At 63.5% G+C, this 21,717-nt stretch carries 19 protein-coding genes and 1 tRNA gene; 11 read left to right on the top strand and 9 right to left on the bottom strand.

The genetic code is table 11. The features are described 5' to 3' along the window. Positions 1-25 precede the first annotated feature (25 nt). A complete protein-coding gene (locus tag RJT48_RS13750; RefSeq protein ID WP_311172898.1) occupies positions 26-1,018 on the top strand; it encodes a class I SAM-dependent methyltransferase in 993 nt (330 codons plus the stop codon). Positions 1,019-1,065: 47 nt separating this feature from the next. Beyond that, positions 1,066-1,139 (top strand) — tRNA-Thr (locus RJT48_RS13745). 219 nt (positions 1,140-1,358) lie between these two features. Here the strand turns inward: RJT48_RS13745 and RJT48_RS13740 are convergent. The 3 genes from RJT48_RS13740 to RJT48_RS13730 form a co-directional block, all read right to left on the bottom strand. Then, positions 1,359-3,995 carry a calcium-translocating P-type ATPase, PMCA-type gene (locus tag RJT48_RS13740; protein WP_311172895.1) on the bottom strand — a complete coding sequence of 879 codons (2,637 nt, stop codon included), beginning with the start codon at positions 3,993-3,995 and terminating at the stop codon, positions 1,359-1,361. Between the two features lie 357 nt (positions 3,996-4,352). Then, positions 4,353-4,781, bottom strand: coding sequence for a universal stress protein (locus RJT48_RS13735; protein ID WP_311172894.1), 429 nt, complete (start codon positions 4,779-4,781; stop codon positions 4,353-4,355). A 121-nt stretch (positions 4,782-4,902) separates the two neighbouring features. After that, entirely contained in the window at positions 4,903-5,988 is a 1,086-nt protein-coding gene (locus RJT48_RS13730) for a sodium:phosphate symporter (protein ID WP_311172893.1), read from the bottom strand. 375 nt (positions 5,989-6,363) lie between these two features. On the opposite strand from RJT48_RS13730, the gene RJT48_RS13725 reads away from it, so the two are divergent. The 5 genes from RJT48_RS13725 (at position 6,364) to RJT48_RS13705 (ending at position 10,412) form a co-directional block, all read left to right on the top strand. Continuing rightward, on the top strand, positions 6,364-7,611 hold the full coding sequence (locus RJT48_RS13725) for a Zn-dependent hydrolase (protein ID WP_311172892.1): 1,248 nt from the start codon (positions 6,364-6,366) through the stop codon (positions 7,609-7,611). A 66-nt stretch (positions 7,612-7,677) separates the two neighbouring features. Next, complete coding sequence (locus tag RJT48_RS13720; protein ID WP_311172891.1) at positions 7,678-8,019, top strand: RidA family protein; 342 nt, start codon at positions 7,678-7,680, stop codon at positions 8,017-8,019. A gap of 209 nt (positions 8,020-8,228) precedes the next feature. Then, positions 8,229-8,480, top strand: coding sequence for a DUF5658 family protein (locus RJT48_RS20885; RefSeq protein ID WP_486617182.1), 252 nt, complete (start codon positions 8,229-8,231; stop codon positions 8,478-8,480). Positions 8,481-8,608: 128 nt separating this feature from the next. Continuing rightward, positions 8,609-9,367, top strand: coding sequence for an SDR family NAD(P)-dependent oxidoreductase (locus RJT48_RS13710; RefSeq protein WP_311172889.1), 759 nt, complete (start codon positions 8,609-8,611; stop codon positions 9,365-9,367). Between the two features lie 52 nt (positions 9,368-9,419). Then, positions 9,420-10,412: an arsenic resistance protein gene (locus tag RJT48_RS13705; protein ID WP_311172888.1), complete on the top strand. Its 993-nt coding sequence runs from the start codon at positions 9,420-9,422 to the stop codon at positions 10,410-10,412. On the opposite strand, the gene RJT48_RS13700 is transcribed toward RJT48_RS13705, so the two are convergent. The 3 genes from RJT48_RS13700 to RJT48_RS13690 form a co-directional block, all read right to left on the bottom strand. Then, positions 10,409-10,555: a hypothetical protein gene (locus RJT48_RS13700; RefSeq protein WP_311172887.1), complete on the bottom strand. Its 147-nt coding sequence runs from the start codon at positions 10,553-10,555 to the stop codon at positions 10,409-10,411. The genes RJT48_RS13705 and RJT48_RS13700 overlap by 4 nt on opposite strands. A 257-nt stretch (positions 10,556-10,812) precedes the next feature. Further along, positions 10,813-12,111 (bottom strand): hypothetical protein, encoded by a 1,299-nt coding sequence (locus RJT48_RS13695; RefSeq protein ID WP_311172886.1) that lies wholly within the window; start codon positions 12,109-12,111, stop codon positions 10,813-10,815. Then, positions 12,108-12,764, bottom strand: coding sequence for a hypothetical protein (locus tag RJT48_RS13690; protein WP_311172885.1), 657 nt, complete (start codon positions 12,762-12,764; stop codon positions 12,108-12,110). Before RJT48_RS13690 ends, RJT48_RS13695 begins: the two co-directional genes overlap by 4 nt. Positions 12,765-13,241: 477 nt before the next feature. On the opposite strand from RJT48_RS13690, the gene RJT48_RS13685 reads away from it, so the two are divergent. The 3 genes from RJT48_RS13685 to RJT48_RS13675 all read left to right on the top strand — a co-directional run bounded on the left by RJT48_RS13685 (position 13,242) and on the right by RJT48_RS13675 (position 17,194). Next, a complete protein-coding gene (locus RJT48_RS13685; RefSeq protein WP_311172884.1) occupies positions 13,242-14,021 on the top strand; it encodes an IclR family transcriptional regulator in 780 nt (259 codons plus the stop codon). 498 nt (positions 14,022-14,519) lie between these two features. Further along, the gene (locus tag RJT48_RS13680) at positions 14,520-16,190 is read left to right on the top strand and encodes a class I adenylate-forming enzyme family protein (protein WP_311172883.1); all 1,671 of its coding nucleotides are present in this window, start codon (positions 14,520-14,522) and stop codon (positions 16,188-16,190) included. Positions 16,191-16,261: 71 nt separating this feature from the next. After that, positions 16,262-17,194 (top strand): SDR family NAD(P)-dependent oxidoreductase, encoded by a 933-nt coding sequence (locus RJT48_RS13675; RefSeq protein ID WP_311172882.1) that lies wholly within the window; start codon positions 16,262-16,264, stop codon positions 17,192-17,194. Between the two features lie 137 nt (positions 17,195-17,331). Here RJT48_RS13675 and RJT48_RS13670 read toward each other — a convergent pair whose 3' ends face one another. From RJT48_RS13670 to RJT48_RS13660, 3 genes are all read right to left on the bottom strand, one after another. After that, on the bottom strand, positions 17,332-17,763 hold the full coding sequence (locus tag RJT48_RS13670) for a Zn-ribbon domain-containing OB-fold protein (protein WP_311172881.1): 432 nt from the start codon (positions 17,761-17,763) through the stop codon (positions 17,332-17,334). Next, positions 17,760-18,935 (bottom strand): thiolase domain-containing protein, encoded by a 1,176-nt coding sequence (locus tag RJT48_RS13665; protein WP_311172880.1) that lies wholly within the window; start codon positions 18,933-18,935, stop codon positions 17,760-17,762. Before RJT48_RS13665 ends, RJT48_RS13670 begins: the two co-directional genes overlap by 4 nt. A gap of 377 nt (positions 18,936-19,312) precedes the next feature. Next, on the bottom strand, positions 19,313-20,131 hold the full coding sequence (locus tag RJT48_RS13660; protein WP_311172879.1) for an enoyl-CoA hydratase/isomerase family protein: 819 nt from the start codon (positions 20,129-20,131) through the stop codon (positions 19,313-19,315). A 133-nt stretch (positions 20,132-20,264) separates the two neighbouring features. Here RJT48_RS13660 and RJT48_RS13655 point away from each other — a divergent pair, with 133 nt between their 5' ends. Beyond that, positions 20,265-21,662, top strand: coding sequence for an aspartate aminotransferase family protein (locus tag RJT48_RS13655; RefSeq protein WP_311172878.1), 1,398 nt, complete (start codon positions 20,265-20,267; stop codon positions 21,660-21,662). Positions 21,663-21,717 lie beyond the last annotated feature (55 nt).

Genomic DNA, 21,717 nt, shown 5'->3' with positions numbered 1-21,717 from the left:
TCCCGTCGCCCGCGACGGTCGGATTATGACCGTCCCCTGCGTCCGCGTCCCGACGAGCCGGGGTGAGGAGACGCGACAGGCGCTCGCGGAACGGGACCTGCTCGACGGGAATCACGAGATCGACGTCGAGTCGGGGAAGCTCTATATTCCGGTCACCGACGCGGCGGCGGTCCCCGAGGAGTACGAGGTCGTCGAACGCGCGGTTCCGACACGGGAGACGCAGACCACGCCCGCGGACGTTCTCGGATTCGAGCCGTCCTACGAGCGACTGGGCGAAGTCGTGATTCTCGACGAGGACGACGACGCCCGTGCCCGGGAGATCGCAGAAGCCGTCGTCGAATCCGATCTCAGCGTTCGCACCGTCGTCAACCGCGCGTCGAAGGTGAAAGGCGATCTCCGAGTGCGCGAGTGGGACGTCCTGGTCGGCGAGTCGACCGAGACCGTCCACCGGGAGTACGGCCACGAGTTCCACCTCGACATCGCAGAGGTGTACTTCTCGCCGCGCCTCGCGACCGAGCGGCATCGTGTGATCTCGCAGGTCGACGCCGACGAACGCGTCGTGGATATGTTCGCCGGCGTCGGTCCCTTCGCCATCCCGATGGCCGCTCGCGGGGCGACTGTCGTCGCCTGCGACCTCAACCCGATCGCCGTCGACTACCTCCGGGAGAACGCGCGGCGCAACGCTGTCGACGAGCGGGTGACCGCAATCGACGGCGACGTCCGGGACCTCGTCGGCGAGTACGAGGGGTGGGCCGATCGCCTGGTGATGAATCTCCCGCACAGTGCCGATGAGTTCCTGGACACCGCTGTCGCGCTCGCGAGCGACGACTGTCTCGTCCACTACTACGATATCCAGCACGAGGACGATCCGTTCGGCCCCGGGGAGAGAGCCATCCGGGAAGCCGTCGCAGAGAGCGAAATCGACTACGCGGTGTCGGTCGAAACCGAGCGAATCGTCCGTTCGTATGCCCCCCACGAGTACAACGTCTGTCTCGACGTTCGGCTCACGGCGCGGTGATTCGGAAGCCTTTTCTTACTCATCGCAGTACGGACGAGTGCGTCAGTGCCGGTGTAGCTCAGATTGGCAGAGCGATTCCTTCGTAAGGAATAGGCCGAGGGTTCAAATCCCTCCACCGGCTCTACGACGAACCTTCAGGTGCCTCAGGCACCCTTACTGCGGTAGTGATCCTTCTACAGTATCCATCGGGACGCGGCCGTGTCGCCACTCGAGAAAGCATTGTTCACCCGGATCGAGCGGCGACTACGCGATTCCCGTCTCCGTCTTCGCGGGCTTGCCGGCCTCGTCGTCGCCCTGCGCACCGTCGTCCGTCCCAGCTGACTCCGGGGTATCTCATTTATCAGTCGGCCGTGGTCCTCCGGTTCGCATCGCTTCGAGCGGGGTCGAATCGCCTGACGAACGCCGCGACTGCCAGGTAGAGCGGCAGACAGACGGCAACGACACCGGCGAGCACGCCCCAGTCCGCCAGCGAGAGCGGGACCGTCTCGAAGTACTGGTTGAGCGGCGTGTAGATGACCGCCAGTTGCAGGGCGAGTGACGTCCCGACCGCCAGCCCGAGCCAGCGGTTCGAGAGCGTGGGCGTCTCCCGCAGCCAGCGGATGACGTAGAGTTTCACGAATTCGAGCAGGACGAACCCGGTGAACACCATCGTCGTCACGTACGGCGTGACACTCGACGCGCCCGCGAGCGTGAAAAACATCAGGCCGAGCATCACAGTTGTCGTCACGGCACCGGTGCCTCCCATCACGCCGAGCATTTCCCTGTCGATGATGCCCTGGTCGGGATCGCGTGGCGGCCTGTCGAGGATGTCCTCACTCGTGGGGTCGGTTCCCAGCGCAAGCGCCGGCAGGCCGTCGGTCAGCAGGTTGATCCACAGAAGCTGGACGGCCGGCAGGACCAGGTAGCCAAAGAGGGAGGCCAGAAAGACGATTGCCACCTCGGCGACGTTGGCCGAAAGCAGGTAGGCGACGAACTTCCAGATGTTATCGAAGATCGCCCGCCCGCGTTCGACCGCCCGCCCGATGGTGGCGTAGTTGTCGTCGAGCAGGACGACGTCGCTGGCCTGTTTCGCGACGTCGGTCCCGCGGATCCCCATCGCGACGCCCACGTCCGCGTTCTTGAGTGCAGGCGCGTCGTTGACGCCGTCGCCGGTCATGGCGACGATGTGGTCTCTGGCCTGAAGCGCCCGCAGGATCCGTACCTTGTGTTCCGGGGAGGTCCGCGCGAAAACGTCGACGGTCTCGACTACGTCGGCGAGTTCGTCGTCGCTCATCGACTCGACCTCCCGCCCCTCCATCACCTCGCTGCCCATCCCGAGCGATTCGGCGATCGCCGCCGCGGTGCGGACGTTGTCGCCAGTGATCATCTTCACGTCGATGCCAGCTCGCCGGGTTGCGGCGATGGCGTCCGCGACCTCCTCGCGGGGCGGGTCGATCATCCCGACCAGCCCCAGAAACGTCAGGTCCTCGCCGGCCATCGCCTCGGCATCCTCGGCCTCCGCGATGGCGAGCACGCGGAGCGCATCGTCGGCGAAGGCCGTCGTCTGCGCGCTGATCCGGTCTGCGAGTTCGTCGGTCAGTTCCACTGTGCCGTCTTCGGTGCGCACCTGCGAGGATTTCTCGAGGACGACCTGTGGTGCACCCTTGACGTACGCCCCCCCGTCGTGGACGGTCCCCATCCACTTGCGGTCCGAGGAGAACGGAACCTCGTCGGTTCGCGGGTAGTCCGCGCGGAGTTGGTCGACGTCGATCCCGTGTTCGGCGGCCGCGGCGACGAGTGCCTGCTCGGTCGGGTCACCGGAATCGAGCGTCGCGTCGTTGCAGAGTGCGCCCGCACGCAGCAGGTTCGCGACCCGAGCGGGCGGTGACTCGCCCAGGTCGTCGATAGCGACGACGTCGTCGGGCAGCCACAGGCGATCGACCGTCATCTGTCCTCTGGTGAGTGTGCCGGTCTTGTCCGTGCAGATGGTGTCGACAGAGCCGAGCGCTTCGACCGCCGGGAGCCGGCGGACGAGCGCGTTCTCGTCTGCCATTCGTCGCACGCCCAGCGCAAGCGTCAGGGTCACCACAGCGGGCAGGCCTTCGGGCACTGCGGCGACTGCCAGTGACACGGCCGTCAGCCCCGCCTGGATCAGTGGCGTGTCCCGCAAGAGCAAGAGGGGAACGACGAGGGCAGCCAGCCCCACCACACCGATCCCGAGGTTCCGCCCGACCGTGTCCAGTTCCGCCTGCAGCGGCGTGTCGGTCTCCTCGGTCGCCGCGAGTTCGCTGGCGATCGCCCCCATTTCCGTGTCGTCACCGGTCGCTGTCACGACCGCCACACCGCGGCCTCGCGTGAGGTTCGTCCCCTTGTACACCATATTCTCGCGTTCGGCCAGCGGCGTGGCCGCGTCGACCGAGTCGGGTGACTTCGAGACCGGCATACTCTCACCGGTCAGCGACGCCTCGTCGACCTCCAGACTCGTCGTCTCGAGTACTCGGGCGTCGGCGGGAACGACGTCACCGGCCTCGATCTCGACGACGTCCCCGGGAACGATCTCGGTGGCCTCGATCTCCGTCACGTCGCCGTCCCGGCGAACAGTTGCGGTCGGCGCGGTGAGTTCCCTGAGCGATTCGAGGCTCTGCTCGGCCCGGTAGTCCTGGACGAAGCCGAACACGCCGTTGGCGACGACGATGACGACGATGAGGACGGCGTCCACGGTGTGGTCGGCCCACACCGAGAGGATGGCCGCTCCGAGTAGCACCCAGATGAGCGCGCTGTCGAACTGTGCGAGGAATATCCGGAGCGTGGACCGCCCCGCACTGCGCGTGAACTCGTTTGGTCCGAACTCCTCGCGTCTGCGGGCCGCCTCGTCGCTCGCCAGTCCTGCCGGGTCGCTCTCGTGGGCGTCGAGGACGCGGTCGGTCGACTGGCTGTGAACCGGGCCAGTTCCCGGTTCGTGGTCGTCAGCCACGGTGGCTGACTGCGGATCGGTCATGGGTCTTTGACCCGTCGACTCGGATCCGGACGGTCCTTCCGATCGATCGGGGTGCCGGTTCGATGCTGTTGATCCACTCGCCCCCTGCACACGTCGCAGTCAGTCGAGACGAGCGTCGACTGGCGCATAGGGCAGGATTGTAGGAGCATAGAGAAAAACCCGGCTGGTAGTTCTTGGCCGGACGAGAAGGACGGGCGGAACGAGAACGACCACAGTGCCTGTGACGGCAGCCAGGCCGAGTACCGTCGTGACCAGTTTCCGCAACTGTCGAGTTCGCCAACAGCGACCTCTTGGCCGCTGAGTCACTCGCTTCGGGATTCGCCTCGATCTGCACCGATCTGGAGACACAGCTCGCGGTCACCTGACGACAGTCACAGGCAGTGATGCACGCCTCATCACCGTCTCGGCGACTGAACCCAGGAGCACTCGAGAGATGCCCGAGCGTCCGTGGCTCCCGATGACGATGACGTCGATGCCGTGTGTTTCCGCGTACTCGATAATCCCGTCTGCGGACTTGCCGACCTCGCTCGCTGTCGTAACCTCCCGGTCGTGCTCGACAGCTTTCGCCTCGGCCTCTGCGAGCAGTGCTGCGGACTGATCTCGGGCCCGTTCCCGGAGCGTTTCGTCTCCGATCAGCGCTTTCGCGCTATAGCTCTCTTCGATGTAGTCGATAACGTGGAGGACAGTGATCGACGCATCCGAGTACACCTCGAGCGCGTGCGCCAGCGCCTTCTCCGAGAGCGGGGTCCCATCGTACGCAACCAGTACCTCGTCGACGGCGGCCATACGCAGAGATGCGTGTCAAAGCCACATATAGGCGTGGGGGGCAACTGAGCCTGCAGAAGGTGAGCCACCGCCCGTATCGGCGGACTTCTCCACGAGAGCACAGCCTGTCCCGACTGCAGATCTAGAATGGGAGTAGAACCAGAAGTATCGGGAGAACGACCAACGAGACGAGAAAGCCAGCCAGGTACCGACGGTTGGAAACGAGACGGGTTTGGACGGTCTCGACAATGTGGAAGTACGTCGAGAACGGAACGAGTGTTCCGACCGTGATGATCGTTGCGACGGTTACGAGTGACAGCACGATAGCCACGCCCTGTGGGGAGTCCAGAAGCACAGCGATGACAATCGTGTCGAAGAAGGTGCCGACGTTAGCCCCCAGGACGTAGGGAACGATCTCCTGCCGTTTGATGTAGTTCCGGTTGTAGAGCGGCACGACGACTCCCAGTGAGAACGCGACGCTGGTCGTGACGCCGGTAAGGAGGATACCGAGTCCAAACGCGGTCCATTTGTGCTGAAATCGGCGGAAGAACCGCTTGCGGAGCCATTCGGTGTCGATCCGCTTGAGCACCCGATCGAAGAGCGTGAGGCTACCAAACAACACGAGCACTGCCATCACGAGCGCCAGTCCCACACCAACAGTATCGACGATGGCTCCCGTCGCCGGATCGAAGGCCGCCAGTGGGTTAAAGGAGAGTTCAACCCTGTCACTCACGCCCTGGAGTCCCGTCCGGAGTACTGGCAACAGGAGATACCCGATGACGGTCGCCGGTAGATAGATCGAGTGAGACAGGAGAAACGTCAGTATCCCCAACTCAGTCGCCTCACCGAACGAATAGCGACGCTTCTGGAAGTAATCCAGCATTCCGATCAAGAGTACGATAGCGGCGCCCCCGAGGCGTGAGCCAGCGAGCATCAGGAACAACTGTGAGGCCGTGAGAATCCCGGTCTTGAACAGCGAGACGGACAGGGCCGCCACTACTGATCCGTTGGTGAGCACGTACGTGGCGAGCCAGCTCGCACCCAGAGCCTGCCCACTCCCGGCGACGTACCGCCTGAAGAACCGTTCGAGCGGAGCGGCCGCGGCCGCTGTGGACGCACCCAGCAGCTGGACTGCGAACAGGAATAGGAGCAGCGAGACGACAGCGCCGACGACTACTGGGCCGGATTCGCGCCCTCGTGTCAGTATCTCATCGATGTTCGATGCCACGCTATCTCTATAGCCTCGTGGTAAGCGCACAAAGGTTACGCCGTGAGAGGAGAATTCCTGCTATGAGGGCGTGTTCGAACTCGGAAACAACACCCAGGGCCGGGTCGATTGCCGGTCGGTTCCAATCAGTGCGAGGGTTGTCTCACCCACGACCGGGACAATTGTATCAGCTGCCGAGGATTTCAACGGAGCCGGTTCTCCAGAACGCCAAGGCGGATGCGGCGAGGCTTGCTTCCGAGCCGGGGGCCCCACGGCCGGGGCCAACGGTCTCGTACTGTGGAACTGTTCCGCAGATAACACGATGCGACCGCCCAGGATGGCACTCGGGGCACCGACCCCACGTACATTTATTCGTCCGTCAGCGCAGACACTGATATGGACATCGACGCCGGACGGCTCCGGCGAGACATCACTGACAACGCTCAGTTCGGCAGTGTCGACGCCGAAGAGGGCAGAGGGCGGACAGTACTCACCGGGAGCGACGCGGACAGGAAAGCCCGCGAGCGCCTCGTCGAAAAACTCGAAGCGATCGGCCTCGAGGTGCGCATCGACGCCGTCGGCAACATCGCCGGTCGGTGGACGCCGCCGTCCTGCGACCCCGATGCGGCACCTGTCGCCGTCGGGAGTCACCTCGATTCGGTCCCGAACGGAGGCATCTTCGACGGCCCGCTGGGAACCTACGCCGCGGTCGAGGCGGTCCGGTCGATCCAAGAAAGCGAGGAGCCGCCCGCCCGTCCGATCGAGGTCGTCTCGTTCACCGGTGAGGAGGGCGGCCGGTTCGGTATCGGGACGCTCGGATCGTCCGTCGCGGCGGGACAGCGCCGGGCCGCAGAGGCGCTGGCGGTCGAAGACGCAGAGGGCGTCACACTCGAAGAGAGTCTGGAGCGAATCGGGTTCGCCGGATCGGCCGAGATCGACGCACACGAGTGGGATGCGTGGCTCGAACTTCACATCGAACAGGGGACACGGCTGACGGGAGCGGAGGCCGGCGTGGGGATCGTCGACTCGATCGTCGGGATCACCAACTGTGAAGTCACGATCACCGGAGAGGCAGACCACGCCGGATCGACGCCGATGTTCGACCGGCGGGACGCACTCGCCGCCGCGTCGGCGTTCGTGCTCGACCTCGAACGCGCGGCCGAAGAGATCGCCACAGAGAACGGAGCCGCTGTCGGGACCGCCGGCGAGGGGACCATCAGCCCAAACGCGCGAAACATCGTCCCCGAGGAGGTCCAGTTCCAGCTAGATATTCGGGACGTCGCACACGACACGATGGACCGACTGGTCGAACGCTGCCGGTCGAGCCTCGCACGACTCGAACGCCGCCGCGGCGTCGAGACGTCGCTCGACCGCTACCGGGACAGCGAACCGAGTCAGATGAGCGAGCGATGCATCGCCGCCGCCGAGGAGGCCGTCGAGACGCGCAACGTCGACGCGATCCGGTTACATTCGGCTGCGATGCACGACACCGCGAACGTCGCGGCGGTCACGGACGCCGGTCTGCTGTTTGCCCCGTCGGTCGATGGCGTCTCTCACTCGCCGCGGGAGTGGACTGACTGGGACGACTGCGCTGTCGCGACCGAGGCGCTCGCGGAAACCGTCCGAATCCTGGCAGCGACGTAGGTCGTGGGCCGGCTGCCACCATACGGGGCGGCTGGCTCTTTCCGAATCGACCGTCAACGCGACGCTATGACGCGATACGCGATCACGCCACCACAGCTCAAAGACGCACGAGGGATCGGCTACAAGCACGCGGTCGTCGACGGTGGAACGTACTCTATGGCGGGCCAGGTTGCGATAGACGAACACTCGAACGTCATCGGGGAGGCTATCGAGACTCACGTGCGGAAGCACTACGAGAACGTCGAGATACTCCTGGAAACGATCGACAAGGCGTTCGCTGACCTCGCGAAAGTCAGACCGTTCCGGAACACGAGCAGCTGGCGAACGAAGACTGCCTCGTGGAGATCGAAGTCGAAGTCCCGCTCACAGCCGAAGACGTATACGGGACCGATCCCGACAGCGACGTGATTCGAGAGATCTGAGAGACGAAGCGGCGCAGCCTCTCCGGAGAGATCGATCGCGCGCGACAGATAGCACAAATTGGTTGATCGAGAGAAAGGAGATCCCCGCAGAGTAAATGAGTCAAGCACGCAAATGGTATCGGTGGGAGCGGCGGAAATCGACCGAACTGTATCTTCTCTGGGGGGCGGCCGCTCTGACCTACGGCGGGGGGAGACCTGCTCACGACGATCACCCTCGTATACGCGGTTCCGGGGCTGAGTGAGGCCAACCCCTTCGTCCGGTGGGGCTTAGATGCCTTCGGACTCCCGGGACTTGTCACGATGAAGTTGGCCGTTTTCGCAGTCGGGCTTCTCGTGACTCGGGCCGGACTCAAAAATCAAGATCGGCTGATGTACTACGCACCGCCGCTCGGGATGATCGTCTTCGGGATCGGTGCGACAGCCGTGAACGTCCTGCTCATCTTCTAACTGATGCTTGGATGGAAGTCACCTGCGGCCCACTCACAGCCAACCAGTCGATACCCCGCTGTTCGATCACCGAGCCACAACCCCGAGTGTGCCCATCATTTTTTTACAGACCCGCGCACAGTACCGCTATGACTTCCGAAGACCCCCTCGACGGAAAGGTTTCGATCGTCACCGGTGCCGGTGGCGCCATCGGCGCGGGAATCGCCAGACACCTCGCTGACGCCGGCAGCGACGTCGTCCTCGCCGTCCACAACGACGAGGACGTCGCAGAAGAGATCAGGGACGCGGGGCAACGCGCCCACACAGTTCAGGTCGACGTCAGCAACAAGGACAGCGTCGATGCGATGGTCGAGGAGGCGCGTTCGGAGTTCGGTCGCATCGACGTCCTCGTCAACAACGCGGGCGCCCTCACGGTAGGGTCGATTATGGAACTCGACGAGGACGACTGGGATCGGGTGATGGACGTCAACGCCAAGGGGACCTTCCTCGTCTCGCAGGCGACCATCCCCCACCTCCGGGAGACCGAAGGGACGATCATCAACGTCTCGTCGATCTCGGGGATGATCGCCGCCCCGGACCACAGCCACTACGGGGCATCGAAACACGCCATCAACGGCCTCACAAAGTCGCTGGCGATCGAACTGGCCGAGGACAACGTCACTGTCAACGCCCTCTGCCCGGGGATCGTCGCCTCGAAGATGTGGACCGAACAGCTCACCCCCGAAAGCGAGGAGTCCTTCGAGGAAACCGTCGATCGCGTCATCCCACTGGGCCGCGATCAGACGCCCGCGGATATGGGCGAGGCGGCGGTCTATCTCGCGACGAGCGAGAACGTCACCGGCGAGGAACTCACCGTCGACGGCGGAATTATGCAGAACATCGTCTGATACTGTCTGTTGTGAGCGGAGGTCGTTTCCCGCCCGGGCGTCAAGCCGGGGTATGGATCCGCCGGACTGGCTCGAACGCCGACAGGTGACCGTCTACGCGGTCGCCGTCGTCCTCGCGGTCGGCGTCGGCGTGGGACGCCCGGGCGCAGCCTCGTGGATCGAACGGCTCATCGATCCGACGCTGGCCATTCTGCTGTACGTCACGTTCCTCCAAATTCCCTTCGTGCGACTCCGCCGGGCGGTCAGCAACGGTCGATTTCTCGCGGCGGCACTCGGAATGAACTTTCTGGTCGTCCCCGTCGTCGTGTGGGGGCTCACCCGGTTCCTCCCCGGGCGACCGACCGTACTCGTCGGCGTGCTCTTCGTCCTCCTGACGCCGTGTGTCGACTACGTCATCACCTTCACCGAACTGGCCGGGGGCGACGCAGAGCAGATCACGGCCACCACGCCTGCGCTGCTGTTCGTACAACTGCTCTTGCTCCCAGCGTACCTGTGGCTGTTCGTCGGCCGGGAGGTCGCGACGGTCGTCGAAGCCGGGCCGTTCGTCGAGGCGTTCGTGTCGCTGATCGTGCTCCCGCTGTCGTTCGCGTGGCTCACTGAAGTGTGGGCCGAACGGTCTGTCCGGGGTGATTGCTGGCAGCGAGCGATGGGATGGCTCCCCGTCCCGATGATGGGGGCGACTCTGTTCGTCGTCATCGCCTCCCAGTTGCCGCGAGTTCGGGGATCGATCGTCGGTATCGCGGCCATTGTCCCGATCTACGTCGCGTTTCTCGTGGTGATGCCGCTGCTCGCCCGGACTGCCACGAGGTCGCTCGGAATGGACGTCCGCGAGGGACGGGCGCTGGTGTTCACATCCGTCACCCGCAACTCGCTTGTGATCCTCCCGCTCGCGCTCGCGCTGCCGGCTGGTTACGAGTTGGTTCCGGCGGTCGTGGTCACGCAGACACTCGTCGAACTGGTGGGGATGGTCGCCCTCACGCGGGTCGTGCCGGCGTGGCTACTTCCCGGCCCGGACGAGCCAGCCGCCGGGATGCAGACGGGCTAGTCCTGCGAGGCCTCGGCCGACTCCACTGGGTTGACGTCGAAGGCGTCCGCGGGTTCCCCTCCTTCTCGGCGGTCGACCGTCCGCTGGGGGAAGAGAATCGAGATCCTGGCATCGTCGACGGCCGCCTTGACCCCACGGATCACTGCCTCTTTCGTCCACCACCTCTTGTGTGCTCGGATCTCTACTCCAGGAGCGGAGTTCGAGGGTGATCGCCGAACGCCTTCGGCACCACCTGCGGTTTCGGCCCAGGAGCGACGGAGGTGACCGATTCCATCGCCGTGGCGGTTATAGTAGCGTTTGCAAGTCTTTACTTACTCGATTGCACGACTGCGTGCGATCGGATATGCAATCAGTTGCAAACGCTACTATAGCTCCTCCGCGCGGACGAAATCAAACCTGGTCACCGACCTGTGCCCGATTCGAGACGGGCGAGAACGAAGGCAGTCGCGGCCGGAACTGCCCGAGCATAGAGTTCCGCCCGTGCGAGTTCAGCCTGCATCCGTATCGGGTCGGCGTATCCGTCCTCAATCATATCTGCGCCATATGCGAAAACACCGAGTGCGGGACGGGCGATCAGCGCCGCCAGCCGACGGTCCTCGGCGGTTTCGATCGCTTCGAGGGCTTCCCGTGCCCGCGCTGCCGTCTGCCTGACCGACTCGGCGGTCACCGTCTCCTGATAGGCGCCCTCCCGAAGCCCGTCGATTACGGTTCGGAAGGCCTCGATAGCAGCGAGTGCCTGGCCGGCCTCGACCACGGCCGTGGCGTAGTTGCCGTCGGCCCGGTTCGCGTCGTGATCCTCCACCGCCGATTCGACCCGTCGTTTGGCATCGTCGTACAGCCACCGCCCTGCTGTTCCGGACAGGTCGGCCCTGAACGGGCGCTCGTCGGCGTCGAGAAACTCCCGGACGCTCGATTGCGTCCGATGGACAGCGAACCGGAGGCGGTCCGACGACTCGATCAGCTGTGACCACTGCGACGGATGATCGGTACGCTCGCTGAGATACGCTTCGCGCAACTGGCGGGCATCAGTGAGAGTGGCCTGCGCGTGTTCGACTCGTCCCACGGCATCACCGGCCTGGAAGGGGTCACTGACCGGAGACGACGGATACACCGGCGTCGGGCGGACCCGACGGCGACAGTCCGCGATCAGGTCCTCGAGTGGGGCGTGTGCGAGCACTGCCTCGATTGGCGACGACGCTCGATACTCGTGAGCAGCGATGAACGAATGCAGCACCTCACGCAGCGTTTCACGACGGTTTGCAACGGTCTCCGCGTCGTCTTCGCCTATCGCCGCTCGATAGGCGCCCCGAACGGTCGCCGCCGCCTCTCGACGGCTGCGCCACTCGGAGAGTTGTTCCCTCGGCCAGGGCTCCGCGAAAGCCTCGGTAAGTCGGTCTGCGGCGTGCGCTCGGTCTGACTGGAGTGATGCAGCGACGGCGCTGTTTGGGACGTCCGGATCCTCTGGCACCGCAGCGAGCAGTTCGCGAGCGCGTTCCTCGTGGGAGTCTGCGATCTTCGCCGGGACAGTGATCGGAAACGGCGACGCCGGCCACTCGATGGAGCCAATCATATCCGGCGAAAGCGACACGTCATCGGGACCGTCCTGCTCGTCGCTTCCGAACGGGAGCGCAGAACAGCCAGCGACGCCGGCAACGGCGACGGTGGCAAGTCCGGAGAGCACCCCTCGACGTGACGTCATTCGTCGCCACCTCCGCGGGCGGGCGTCACGGTCGCGTTGAAATACTCGCCGTGCGGCGAGGGCCGACAGGAACTCGACATCCCGCGGCCGCTCCCCCTGGATCGTTCGGCCGCGACTGGCAGTCGGATCGCGAACCCTGCGGTGTGTATCTCGCCGGCAGCACATTCGACATCTGCGGGACGGAAGGTTTCACAAAACTGCGCGTGTGGGTGCAGGTCTCCCCCTGCGAGTTCGTCCCACTCGACAGTGGCCGACTGGAGCCGGATCTCTTTGCAGGCCTCGACGGGCATCGCCAGGAGATACAGCGACGAGGAGTCGAAGTTCGTGGCCGCGGCGAACGACCGGAGTTGCTCGGCTTCCGGGACTGTCCCGAAGGTGAGTTCGTCAATTCCCACGTCGGAGACGACGACGCTCCCGCTCGATCGAGCGAGTCGGTCCTGCTCGTCGTCGGTCACTGTCGGTAACTCGTCTCGGTTGGTGAACAGCACGGCTCCGTCCTCGTTGCGAACGGAACGCACTTCGATATCTCCGCTCGGGCGCCTGTTTCGGCGGCGGTCGATCGTCGGTCGCTCGGTCTCGCCTGCACAGCCAGCCAGTGCGGCGAGTCCTGACGCGACCGCCTGGAGGGCGTGACGGCGGGTCAGGTCGGGCATCGCCACTGTCTTCGAATAGCGGTGTAAAACCTCTTTTGGACCACTGTACCGCAGGAATTCCGGGAGGCCTCGAAGGTCCCCGGTGAATTGTCGCCGTCCTCTCTCGGCCGCTAGACGGCCTGGAGGCCGAAGGGCCTTCGACAAATCCCGCGTGCGGCTACCCACTCCCGCTCGCGGTCACGAAGGACCGAGCGGTGCTAGTCGCCTCCCCTGCGAACCTCCCTTCTCGATGCCAAGATAGTCGGCTTCTGGGACGTGTGGAAGGAGCAGCGTCGCTACCGCCGGAGTGAACTCGTCGAGTTCGTGCCCGGCGGACTGGCGATGCTTTCGTTCAGTCTGTCCTGACAGGAGATAAATATAAAATTTTCTATACTAAAACGATGCTATCATATTTATTATCTACTAAATATACGTGGTGTAGCCGACCAATTGGTCCCCATCGAGTGAACTTTACTATCAGACATCCTACGACATTGTATGACCGGGGAATCCCCGCGAAAAATACAGTCTCTGGAGACGGCCCATCGCATCGTTGAGGCGCTGCAAGAACTGGATGGGGCCGGTGCGAGCACGGTCGCCGATCACCTTGATATCGGTCGGAGCACGGCGTATCAGTATCTAATGACGCTCCGGGAGGATGGATACGTCACAAAACGCGACGGGATATATCATATCGGTCTGAAATATCTAGATCACGGGATGTATGCGCGCGATAATCACCCAATGATCGAGATATCGCGGCCCTCGCTCCGCGAGTTGGTAGACGAAACTGGGGAAATTGGATGGTGTACGACCGAAGACAACGGTGAACTTGTCACGCTGGATATTATTGTCGGTGAGCGGAATTTAAACACTAAATTCCGCGGACGCATCGGCAACCGGGAGTATATGCATGCACACGCCGGTGGGAAAGCAATATTATCTGGATACAGTGATGATAGAATAAATGATATTATCGACAAATACGGGTTGCCGGCGTACACTCCGCAGACGATCACCGACAAAGAGGAGTTGCTGGCGGAGATAGAACGCGTGCGCGAGGACGGCGTGGCCTTCAACGACGGGGAGGCAATAGAGGGATACCGTGCGGTGGGTGCACCTGTGGCACTGGACGGCGAGACGATCGGGTCGATCACTATCGGCGGCCCGAAGAACCGGATGCCCGACGAGTACTTCGAAGAGACGCTCCCTGAACTCATCCGCGGGGTGATCAACGAAATCGAACTCCGCGGCTCGGTCTCGTCGCCGTGGCAGTGACGCTGTTCCCGCAGCGGGTCGAGTTCGGAGATTATCATAACATATGTACATTTGTTATTTAAGCGAATAGTGTATCGGCGACTACACGGCGCGGGGCGGTGTGCTTCGGTAGAAATGTTGTTTGTATATATCAACGGAAGTCGTGAAGTGATCGGCCAAAGTTGACTTCCGAGCCTCCGCGAACAAGTTTAGTTTATAAGTTGCCTCCACTCTCTCCCGGAGGCCGAGCGGCTACGGCACTACCGAGACACATATTGGCCCGCCTTCGTTTTCGTATGTCGACGCATAGCTGAACTCGACGAAGCGGAGTTCATTCGTTCGTTATCTGTTGACGTAGCTCAATAGCAATTGGAGAGGACCACGATACTGTTTGTCATATGAAAACGAAAACCAACGCGCGCACGTGCAGGGCGGCGTCGGCCGAAGCGCTGAACTGGCGATACACTTTTGAATCCCGTTTGGTAATAGTGGTCACACACATCGCGGTAGGGGTAAGTGATGCAGGATTTCACAAACGAGACTATCATCTGGGAAGACAACGTCGTAACGCACCGATTGGATGCCTTCCCGCGGGTCGAAGAGATAGAGCACCGTGGAAGTACGGTCCGTGCGTACACGGACCGAACTGAGTCACTGTTCGAGCTATTTGCTTCCACGGTCGCCGAGACGCCGGAACGGGAATTCCTGGTGTTCCCCCGTTCGGACCGCCGTCTGACGTACCGGGAGGCAGCCGATCGCGTCGATCGGTTAGCCGCGGGACTACGATCGGAAGGAGTCTCGATGGGCGATCGGGTCGTCCTGCTCGTCGACAGTCGGATCGAATTCGTCGAATCGCTGCTGGCCGCGGCGAAACTCGGCGCCGTCGTGAGTCCGCTGAACACTCGCCACTCCCCGGAAGAGATCCGCGAGATGTTTACCGACGGCGATCCGGCCCTCGTAATCGTCGAAGACGAATACGCCGACAAACTCGACGGATCGGCCTACGAGACCCCGAACGAGAGGACGTGCGTGCTGGACGCGATAGGTACGGCACAGCCGTACGGCGGATTACTGGATCACGATTCCGGGGAAGCGATCGAGTCGTCCGTCACGTCGACCGACCTCCTGACGGTGATGTACACGTCCGGCACGACAGGGCGGCCGAAGTCGGTTCCGATCGACAACTTCCAGGGTGTCAACGCGACACTGAACAACGTCTACGTTCACGACATCCAAGACGCGAGCCGGATCCTCGTTCCATCGCCCCTGTTTCACGTCACCGGGCTCGTCTGCGGCCTCCTCACGTCTATCGCCGTCAACGGTACAGCAGTGGTTATGCGGGAGTACGATCCACAGCGGTTCCTCCGCTACATCGGCGCCGAGCGCGTCAACTACTGTATGGGGGTTCCGACACACATCGTCCTGGCCGCCGAGAAGCTCGACGAGGGGACACAGGACACGTCCTCCTTCGAGAAGTTCGCGTACGGCGGCGCGCCGATGCCGCCCGATGCGATCCCGAAGATCCGCGATGCCTTCCCCGACCTCCAGTTGTACCACTCGTACGGGAAAACCGAGAACTTCGCTGGGATCGCCGCGATGATCCCGGATCAGTACATCGACGACCACCCGGAGGTCGTCGGAATGCCGACCCCGACGATGAAGTTCGCCGTCGTCGACGAGAACTACAACCGACTGCCACCCGGAGAGATCGGCGAACTGGCGATGTACGGTCCCTTCGTGGCCGAACGGTACCTGAGTTCGCCGGAAGAGACCGACGAGGAGTTCCACGACGGGTGGCATTACACCGGCGACATCGGGCTCATCGACGAGTCCGGATTCATCAGGCTCCGCGGCCGCAAAGGCAATATGATGATCCGGGGCGGAGAGAACATCTACCCCGTCGAAGTCGAGGACGCGCTGCTGTCTGTCCCCGGGGTTCGGGAGGCCGGCGTCACGTCGTTCCCCGACGACGTCCTCGGCGAGCGGATTATCGCTGTCGTCGCGCCGGAGGAAGGACACCGCGTCACCGAGGAGATGCTCAGGACAGCCTGCGAAGACCGCCTCGCAGAATACAAGATTCCGGATATCTTCCGGGTCGTCGACGAACTCCCGCGGAACCCAAACGGGAAGCTCGAAAGGGGCGAACTGGTTCCGAAACCGCTGCAGTTCGGGATCAAATTCGGCGGCTGAGTCGGCGGAGTCCCTTTTGTACCGTACTGTGGGAAAAACTTATTCACCGTGCACGGGATGACGTAGACGGAATGTTAGAAGATACGGTCTGCATCGTCGCAGGAGCAGGTCGCGGTATCGGCAAGGAGACGGCCAAACTGATGGCCTCGGAGGGGGCGTCGGTCGTCGTCAACGACCTGGGCGCCGATCTATCGGGCGAAGGCCAGGACGTCCAGCCAGCACAGCAGACGGTCGACGAGATCGCCGAGGCCGGCGGGGAAGCGATGGCCCACTACGGCGATATCACCGACCTGGAGTACACCGACCAGCTTATCCAAGACACCGTCGGCGAGTACGGCGCCGTCCACAGTATCACCAACTTCGCCGGCATCCTTCGCGACCGGATGATCTTTAATATGTCCGAAGAGGAGTGGGACGCGGTCATCGACGTCCACCTGAAGGGCCACTTCTCGCTGCTCCGAAACGCCTCACAGCACTGGAAATCGCGGTACGAAGAAGAGGAGTTCGAGCGGCAGCGATCCTTCCTCGGGGTGTCTAGTTCGGCGGCCATCGGCTGGGCGGGGCAGCCGAACTACGCCGCCGCGAAGGCCGGTGTCCTCGGTCTCGTACGGAACTCCGCACAGGAACTCGAGCGGTACAACGTCCGGGTGAACGCCCTGTGGCCTGAAGCGTACACGCGAATGTACAAGTCCATCCCCGAAGAGTACCAGCCCGATGGGATGACAGACGAGACTCACGGCCCACAGCTGGTGGCACCGCTGCCGGCATTCCTGGCGAGCGAGGAGGCCACAGACATCACCGGCTGTACGGTCGGGCTGGGATCGGGCGAGCTCTCGTTCATCGACGACCCGGACCGCGTCCGGAAGATCATCAAGGAGGTCCCAGCGGATACCAAAACGGGCGGCTGGACGCCCGAACAGATTGCAGACGCCTGGGATAACCTCACCGACGGATACGAGACCAAGCGGACGTCGAAACCGAGCATCCCGAACGTTCAGAACTGAACGGGCCGCCGTCGAGAGCGGTGTGCGCTGCGAGCAGATCCGAAAGACTCAATCGAACGTGTCGCTGCGCGAACTATAGTAGCGTTTGCAAGTCTTCACTCACACGATCGCACGCTGTCGTGCGATCTGATGAGCAATCAGTTGCAAACGCTACTATAATCCCCCGTCGGTTCGAAGACCGGGATCGACACGTCGTCGCTCTCTGTCGGGACAAAGGTTACTTCGACCGGAGTACCGATTTCTATCGAGTCCGCGTCGCAATCCTGTAGTGCGGTAAGCATCCGCGGTCCTTCGGCGAGTTCGACGTAGGCGAGCACGAGCGGGAGTTCGTCCTCCGGCCACGCACCGACGGTCGTCGTTTCGGTATACGCGTACACTGTCCCCGTGCCGTCGGCTTCGATCCAGTCGACGTCGTCGCCCAGACAGTCCGGACACCGCGCCCGCGGGTAGTAGAACGTCAGTTCGCAGTCGTCGCAGCGGCGGAGCAGCAGTTGGCCTTCTGCCGCCGCTTCCCAGTATGGCGCCGTTTCCGGAGTAACAGCCGGTACGGGTCGCGGTTCCCAGCTCATCGATCGACCCTCCCGAGGACGGCCGTCGAACCGGCGTGTCTGGTCCCGAGATAGCCCCCCGTGCCGTGCGCGAGAGCGACCGTCGCGTCGGGCACCTGTACCGGCTCGTTCGCCTCTCCCCGAAGCTGTCGGACCGCCTCGATCACTTTCGTCATCCCGCCGCGGTCCGGATGATTCGAGCACAGTCCGCCCCCGTCGGTGTTGAACGGGAGTTCTCCGTGGGGCGCCTGGAGCGTCCCGCCCTCCACGAATTCGCCGCCCTGGCCCTTCTCACAGAAACCAAGATCTTCGAGCGTCTGTAGCACGGTGATGGTAAAGGAGTCGTATATCGAGACGTAATCGATGTCGTCGGGAGCAACGCCCGCTCGCGAGAACGCCCGCGGGCCGGACTTCCGCGCGGCGGTCTCGGTGATGTCGATCCGGCCGGCGTCGTGGTGGTCGACCGCCGCAGCGTGCCCGAGGATCTCGACGCACTCGCGGTCGATCTCCCGTCGCACCGCGTCGGACACCACGACGAATGCACCGGCGCCATCGGAGATGACACAGCAGTCCAGCAGGTGGAGCGGGTCGCTGACCATCCGCGAGTCGACGACCTCCTCGACGGTAACCGGCTCCTGATACATCGCGTGCTCGTTGTGCTGAGCGTGTTGCGACGCTGCGACCCGGATCTCGGCGAGTTGCTCCGAGGTCGTCCCGTATTCGTGCATATGTCGACGGGCGGCGAGGGCGTACTGGGGCAGCGTCTCGGCGCCGTAGATCGACTCGAAGTTCTCCTGCATAATCGTCTCCTCGTGCTCCGGGTGGGTGCGCTCGTCGGTCCGCATCCGCCCCGCCAGCGTGACCAACGCGACGTCGCACTTGCCGTCGGCGATCGCACTCGCCGCCTCGCCGACATGGTTCACGTACGCCGACCCGCCGTCGTCGGTCGAGTCGAAGTACGAAACGTCGAGTCCGAGGTAATCCGCCATCGCCAGCGGCGGATAGCGACCGACCTGGTAGTTCTCGCCGGCTGTGAGGTAGCCGTCGACGTCGTCCGCCGCCAAGCCGGCGTCGTCAAGCGCGCCGGCGGCGGCCTCCGCGTGCAACTGTGCGATCGACTTCTCCGGTGCCTCTCGTGTCGGGTGTTCGAACGCGCCCGCGATGTAGGCTGTGGTGTCCGAGCTCGTACTCATTGTAAGTTCGTATCCTCCGGTAACTGCACGACCGCCTCACGTGGCCGCCTCATGATGATTACTCTCGTCTCTTACCGCCGAGCACCGCCGACGGTGGTGGCGCTCGGCGATAACAAGTGAGAGTAATCAGTGTCAGTCACCACCAGACGGTTTCCGAGCGGGAGGTGATTAGTGTTCGGGTCCAGTCAGGAGTGACGCCTACAGTCAGGAGTGACGCCTAGACCGAGCACCGTCGGTGATTTCCGCGATGCGAATTCCGTACCTGGATCCGCTCTCCGATACCGTACCTGGATCCGCTCTTCGATGCCGTACCGACCACGTGCAATCGGCGGCCGACCTCACTTCCCCTGCCACCCTCGGGCCGAGTCGGGCCGACCTCACTTCCCTTGCCACTCCGGGTCCCGGTCGGCCGAGAATGCCGCGGCACCTTCCGCGTAGTCGTCAGTGTGCAGGAGCGGGAGATACGCCTGATACTCGTATTCGATCCCGTCGCGGAGGCCGACGTTGCGCGACTGGTTGATCGTGTCCTTGATGGCCCGAAGGGCGAGTGGCGGCTTCCCCGCGAGTTCTTCCGCGAACTCGTCGACGGCAGCCGGGAGTTCCTCCGCCGGGTGGGCCTCGTTGATCAGCCCGTCCGCAGCAGCTTCCGATCCGGAAAGGAACTCGCCGGTCATACACAGCTCCTTGGCCCGGCTCGGGCCGACCAGGAGCGGCAGTCGCTGTGTCGTTCCCACACCGGATGGGAAGATCCCAAGATCGACCTCCGGGAAGCCGAGTTCGCTCTCCTCGCTTGCGATCCGGAAATCACACATCAGCGCCAGTTCCAGGCCACCGCCGACGCAGTACCCGTCGATCTCGGCGATCACTGGCGCGCCGAACGACTCGACGCTGAACAGCGCCTCCCGGAACGATGACGCGGTGAATGGATATCGCTCGCCGCCGATGTCGTCGACGTCGACACCGACACAGAAAGCGTCGTCGCCCGCCCCGGAGATAACGACGCTGCGGACCGAGATATGGTCTTCCTCCCGGTCGAGTCCGTCGAACGTTTCGATCGCGGTCGGCAGTTCTTCGAGGGTCTGTGTCGACATCGCGTTCAACGAGTCGGGTCGGTCGAGGACGATGCGGCCGATGCCGGTCTCGTGGTCGAACCGACACCGGATGGTCTCGAACTGGTCGCTGTAGTCCGTCGCCATATCGGGTTGACCCTGCTGTCCACAACTACCTAAAACTTCACCAGCAGGCCGGGCAGAAGGTGGTACGAATGGCGTCGCCCGCCACCCGTCGCTCGCCGCAATAATTTACTTCTTCGCCCTACTGTGTCAGGGTATGCCAACCGGACCCCCGCCCGAGGAGCTTCATCTCTCCCAGCGGCCCGCCGTGACGGGACCGATTCCCGGTCCCCGATCCAGCGACCTGCTCGACGAACAGGCCGCCAGGGAGGCCAACACCGTCGCCTATCCGCTGTCGCTGCCGATCGCGATCGACTCGGCACGCGGCGCGACGATCGAAGACGTCGACGGGAACGTCTATCTCGACTTCTCAGCGGGTATCGGCGTCGCGAACGTCGGCCACTCGAACCCGTACGTCCTCGACGCCGCCAAGGACCAACTCGATGCGGTCGCACACACCATCGACTTCCCGACGGAGGCCCGCCTGGAGTTCCTCGACGCGCTGGATTCGATCGCCCCCGGAACGTTGTCCGGCAACAGCCGGATCGCCTTCGGGGGTCCGACGGGCACCAACGCCATCGAGGCGTCGATCAAACTGGCGAAGTACAACACGGGCCGGAACGGAATCGTCGGCTTCGAAGACGGCTATCACGGCGGCACGATGGGCGCGCTCAGTCTCTCCGGGTGGTCCTCGTACAAGAGCGACTACACCCCCTTACTTCCGGACGTCGTCCACGTTCCGTACCCGCGCCCGCAGGACGACGAGACGCCGGAAGCCGCGCTCGAAGCGGCACTCGAGGAGGTTCGCGCCGTCGTCAGCGGACGCGCAGGGGAACTCGATGAACCACCCGCGGGAATCTGGGTAGAACCCATCCAGGGATCCGGCGGCGTCGTCGTGCCCCCGGAAGGATTCCTGGAGGGACTCGCCGAGATGACCGCCGAACACGACGTCCTCCTGATCGTCGACGAGATCCAGACCGGGATGGGCCGAACGGGCGAGTGGTTCGGCAGCGATCACGCGGACATCACTCCTGACGCGATGACCGTCGGCAAAGCCGTCGGCGGGGCCGGGTTGCCGCTCTCGGCAACGGTGTACCGCGAAGAACTGGACACCTGGGGCCCGAGCGCACACGCGGGGACCTTTCGCGGGCACGTCCCGGCGATGGTGGCGGGGACCAGGGCGATCGAGTACATCGACGAGCACGACCTGCTCGACCGCGCGACGCGAATCGGCGCGTATCTGCAGGATCGCTTCGGGGAGATTCAGGAAGACTGTCCCCACCTCGTCGACGTGCGAGGTCGCGGACTACTCGTCGGTGCGGAGTTCCGTGACGCGGACGGCTCTCCGCACTCGGATCTCGTCGATTCGATCCAGTCGCGCTGTCTCCAGCGTGGTCTCGTGGTCTGGACGGCTGGAATCGAGGGTCACGTCCTCAGATTGCTCCCGCCGCTCGTCCTCACCGACGAACAGGCGCGTGTCGGGATGGACATCATCCAGGACGTCGTCGAAGAGGTGACCGAGGAGACTGATACTCGGCGGAGAGACGGAGTATGACCGAGGGGGCAATCGGCATCGTCACCAGGGAAATCACAGGGGCCTGACGGCCTAC

The organism is Halobellus ordinarius (assembly GCF_031823395.1).
Lineage (GTDB): Archaea > Halobacteriota > Halobacteria > Halobacteriales > Haloferacaceae > Haloquadratum > Haloquadratum ordinarius.
This window is presented reverse-complemented; position numbering and strand designations above follow the sequence as displayed.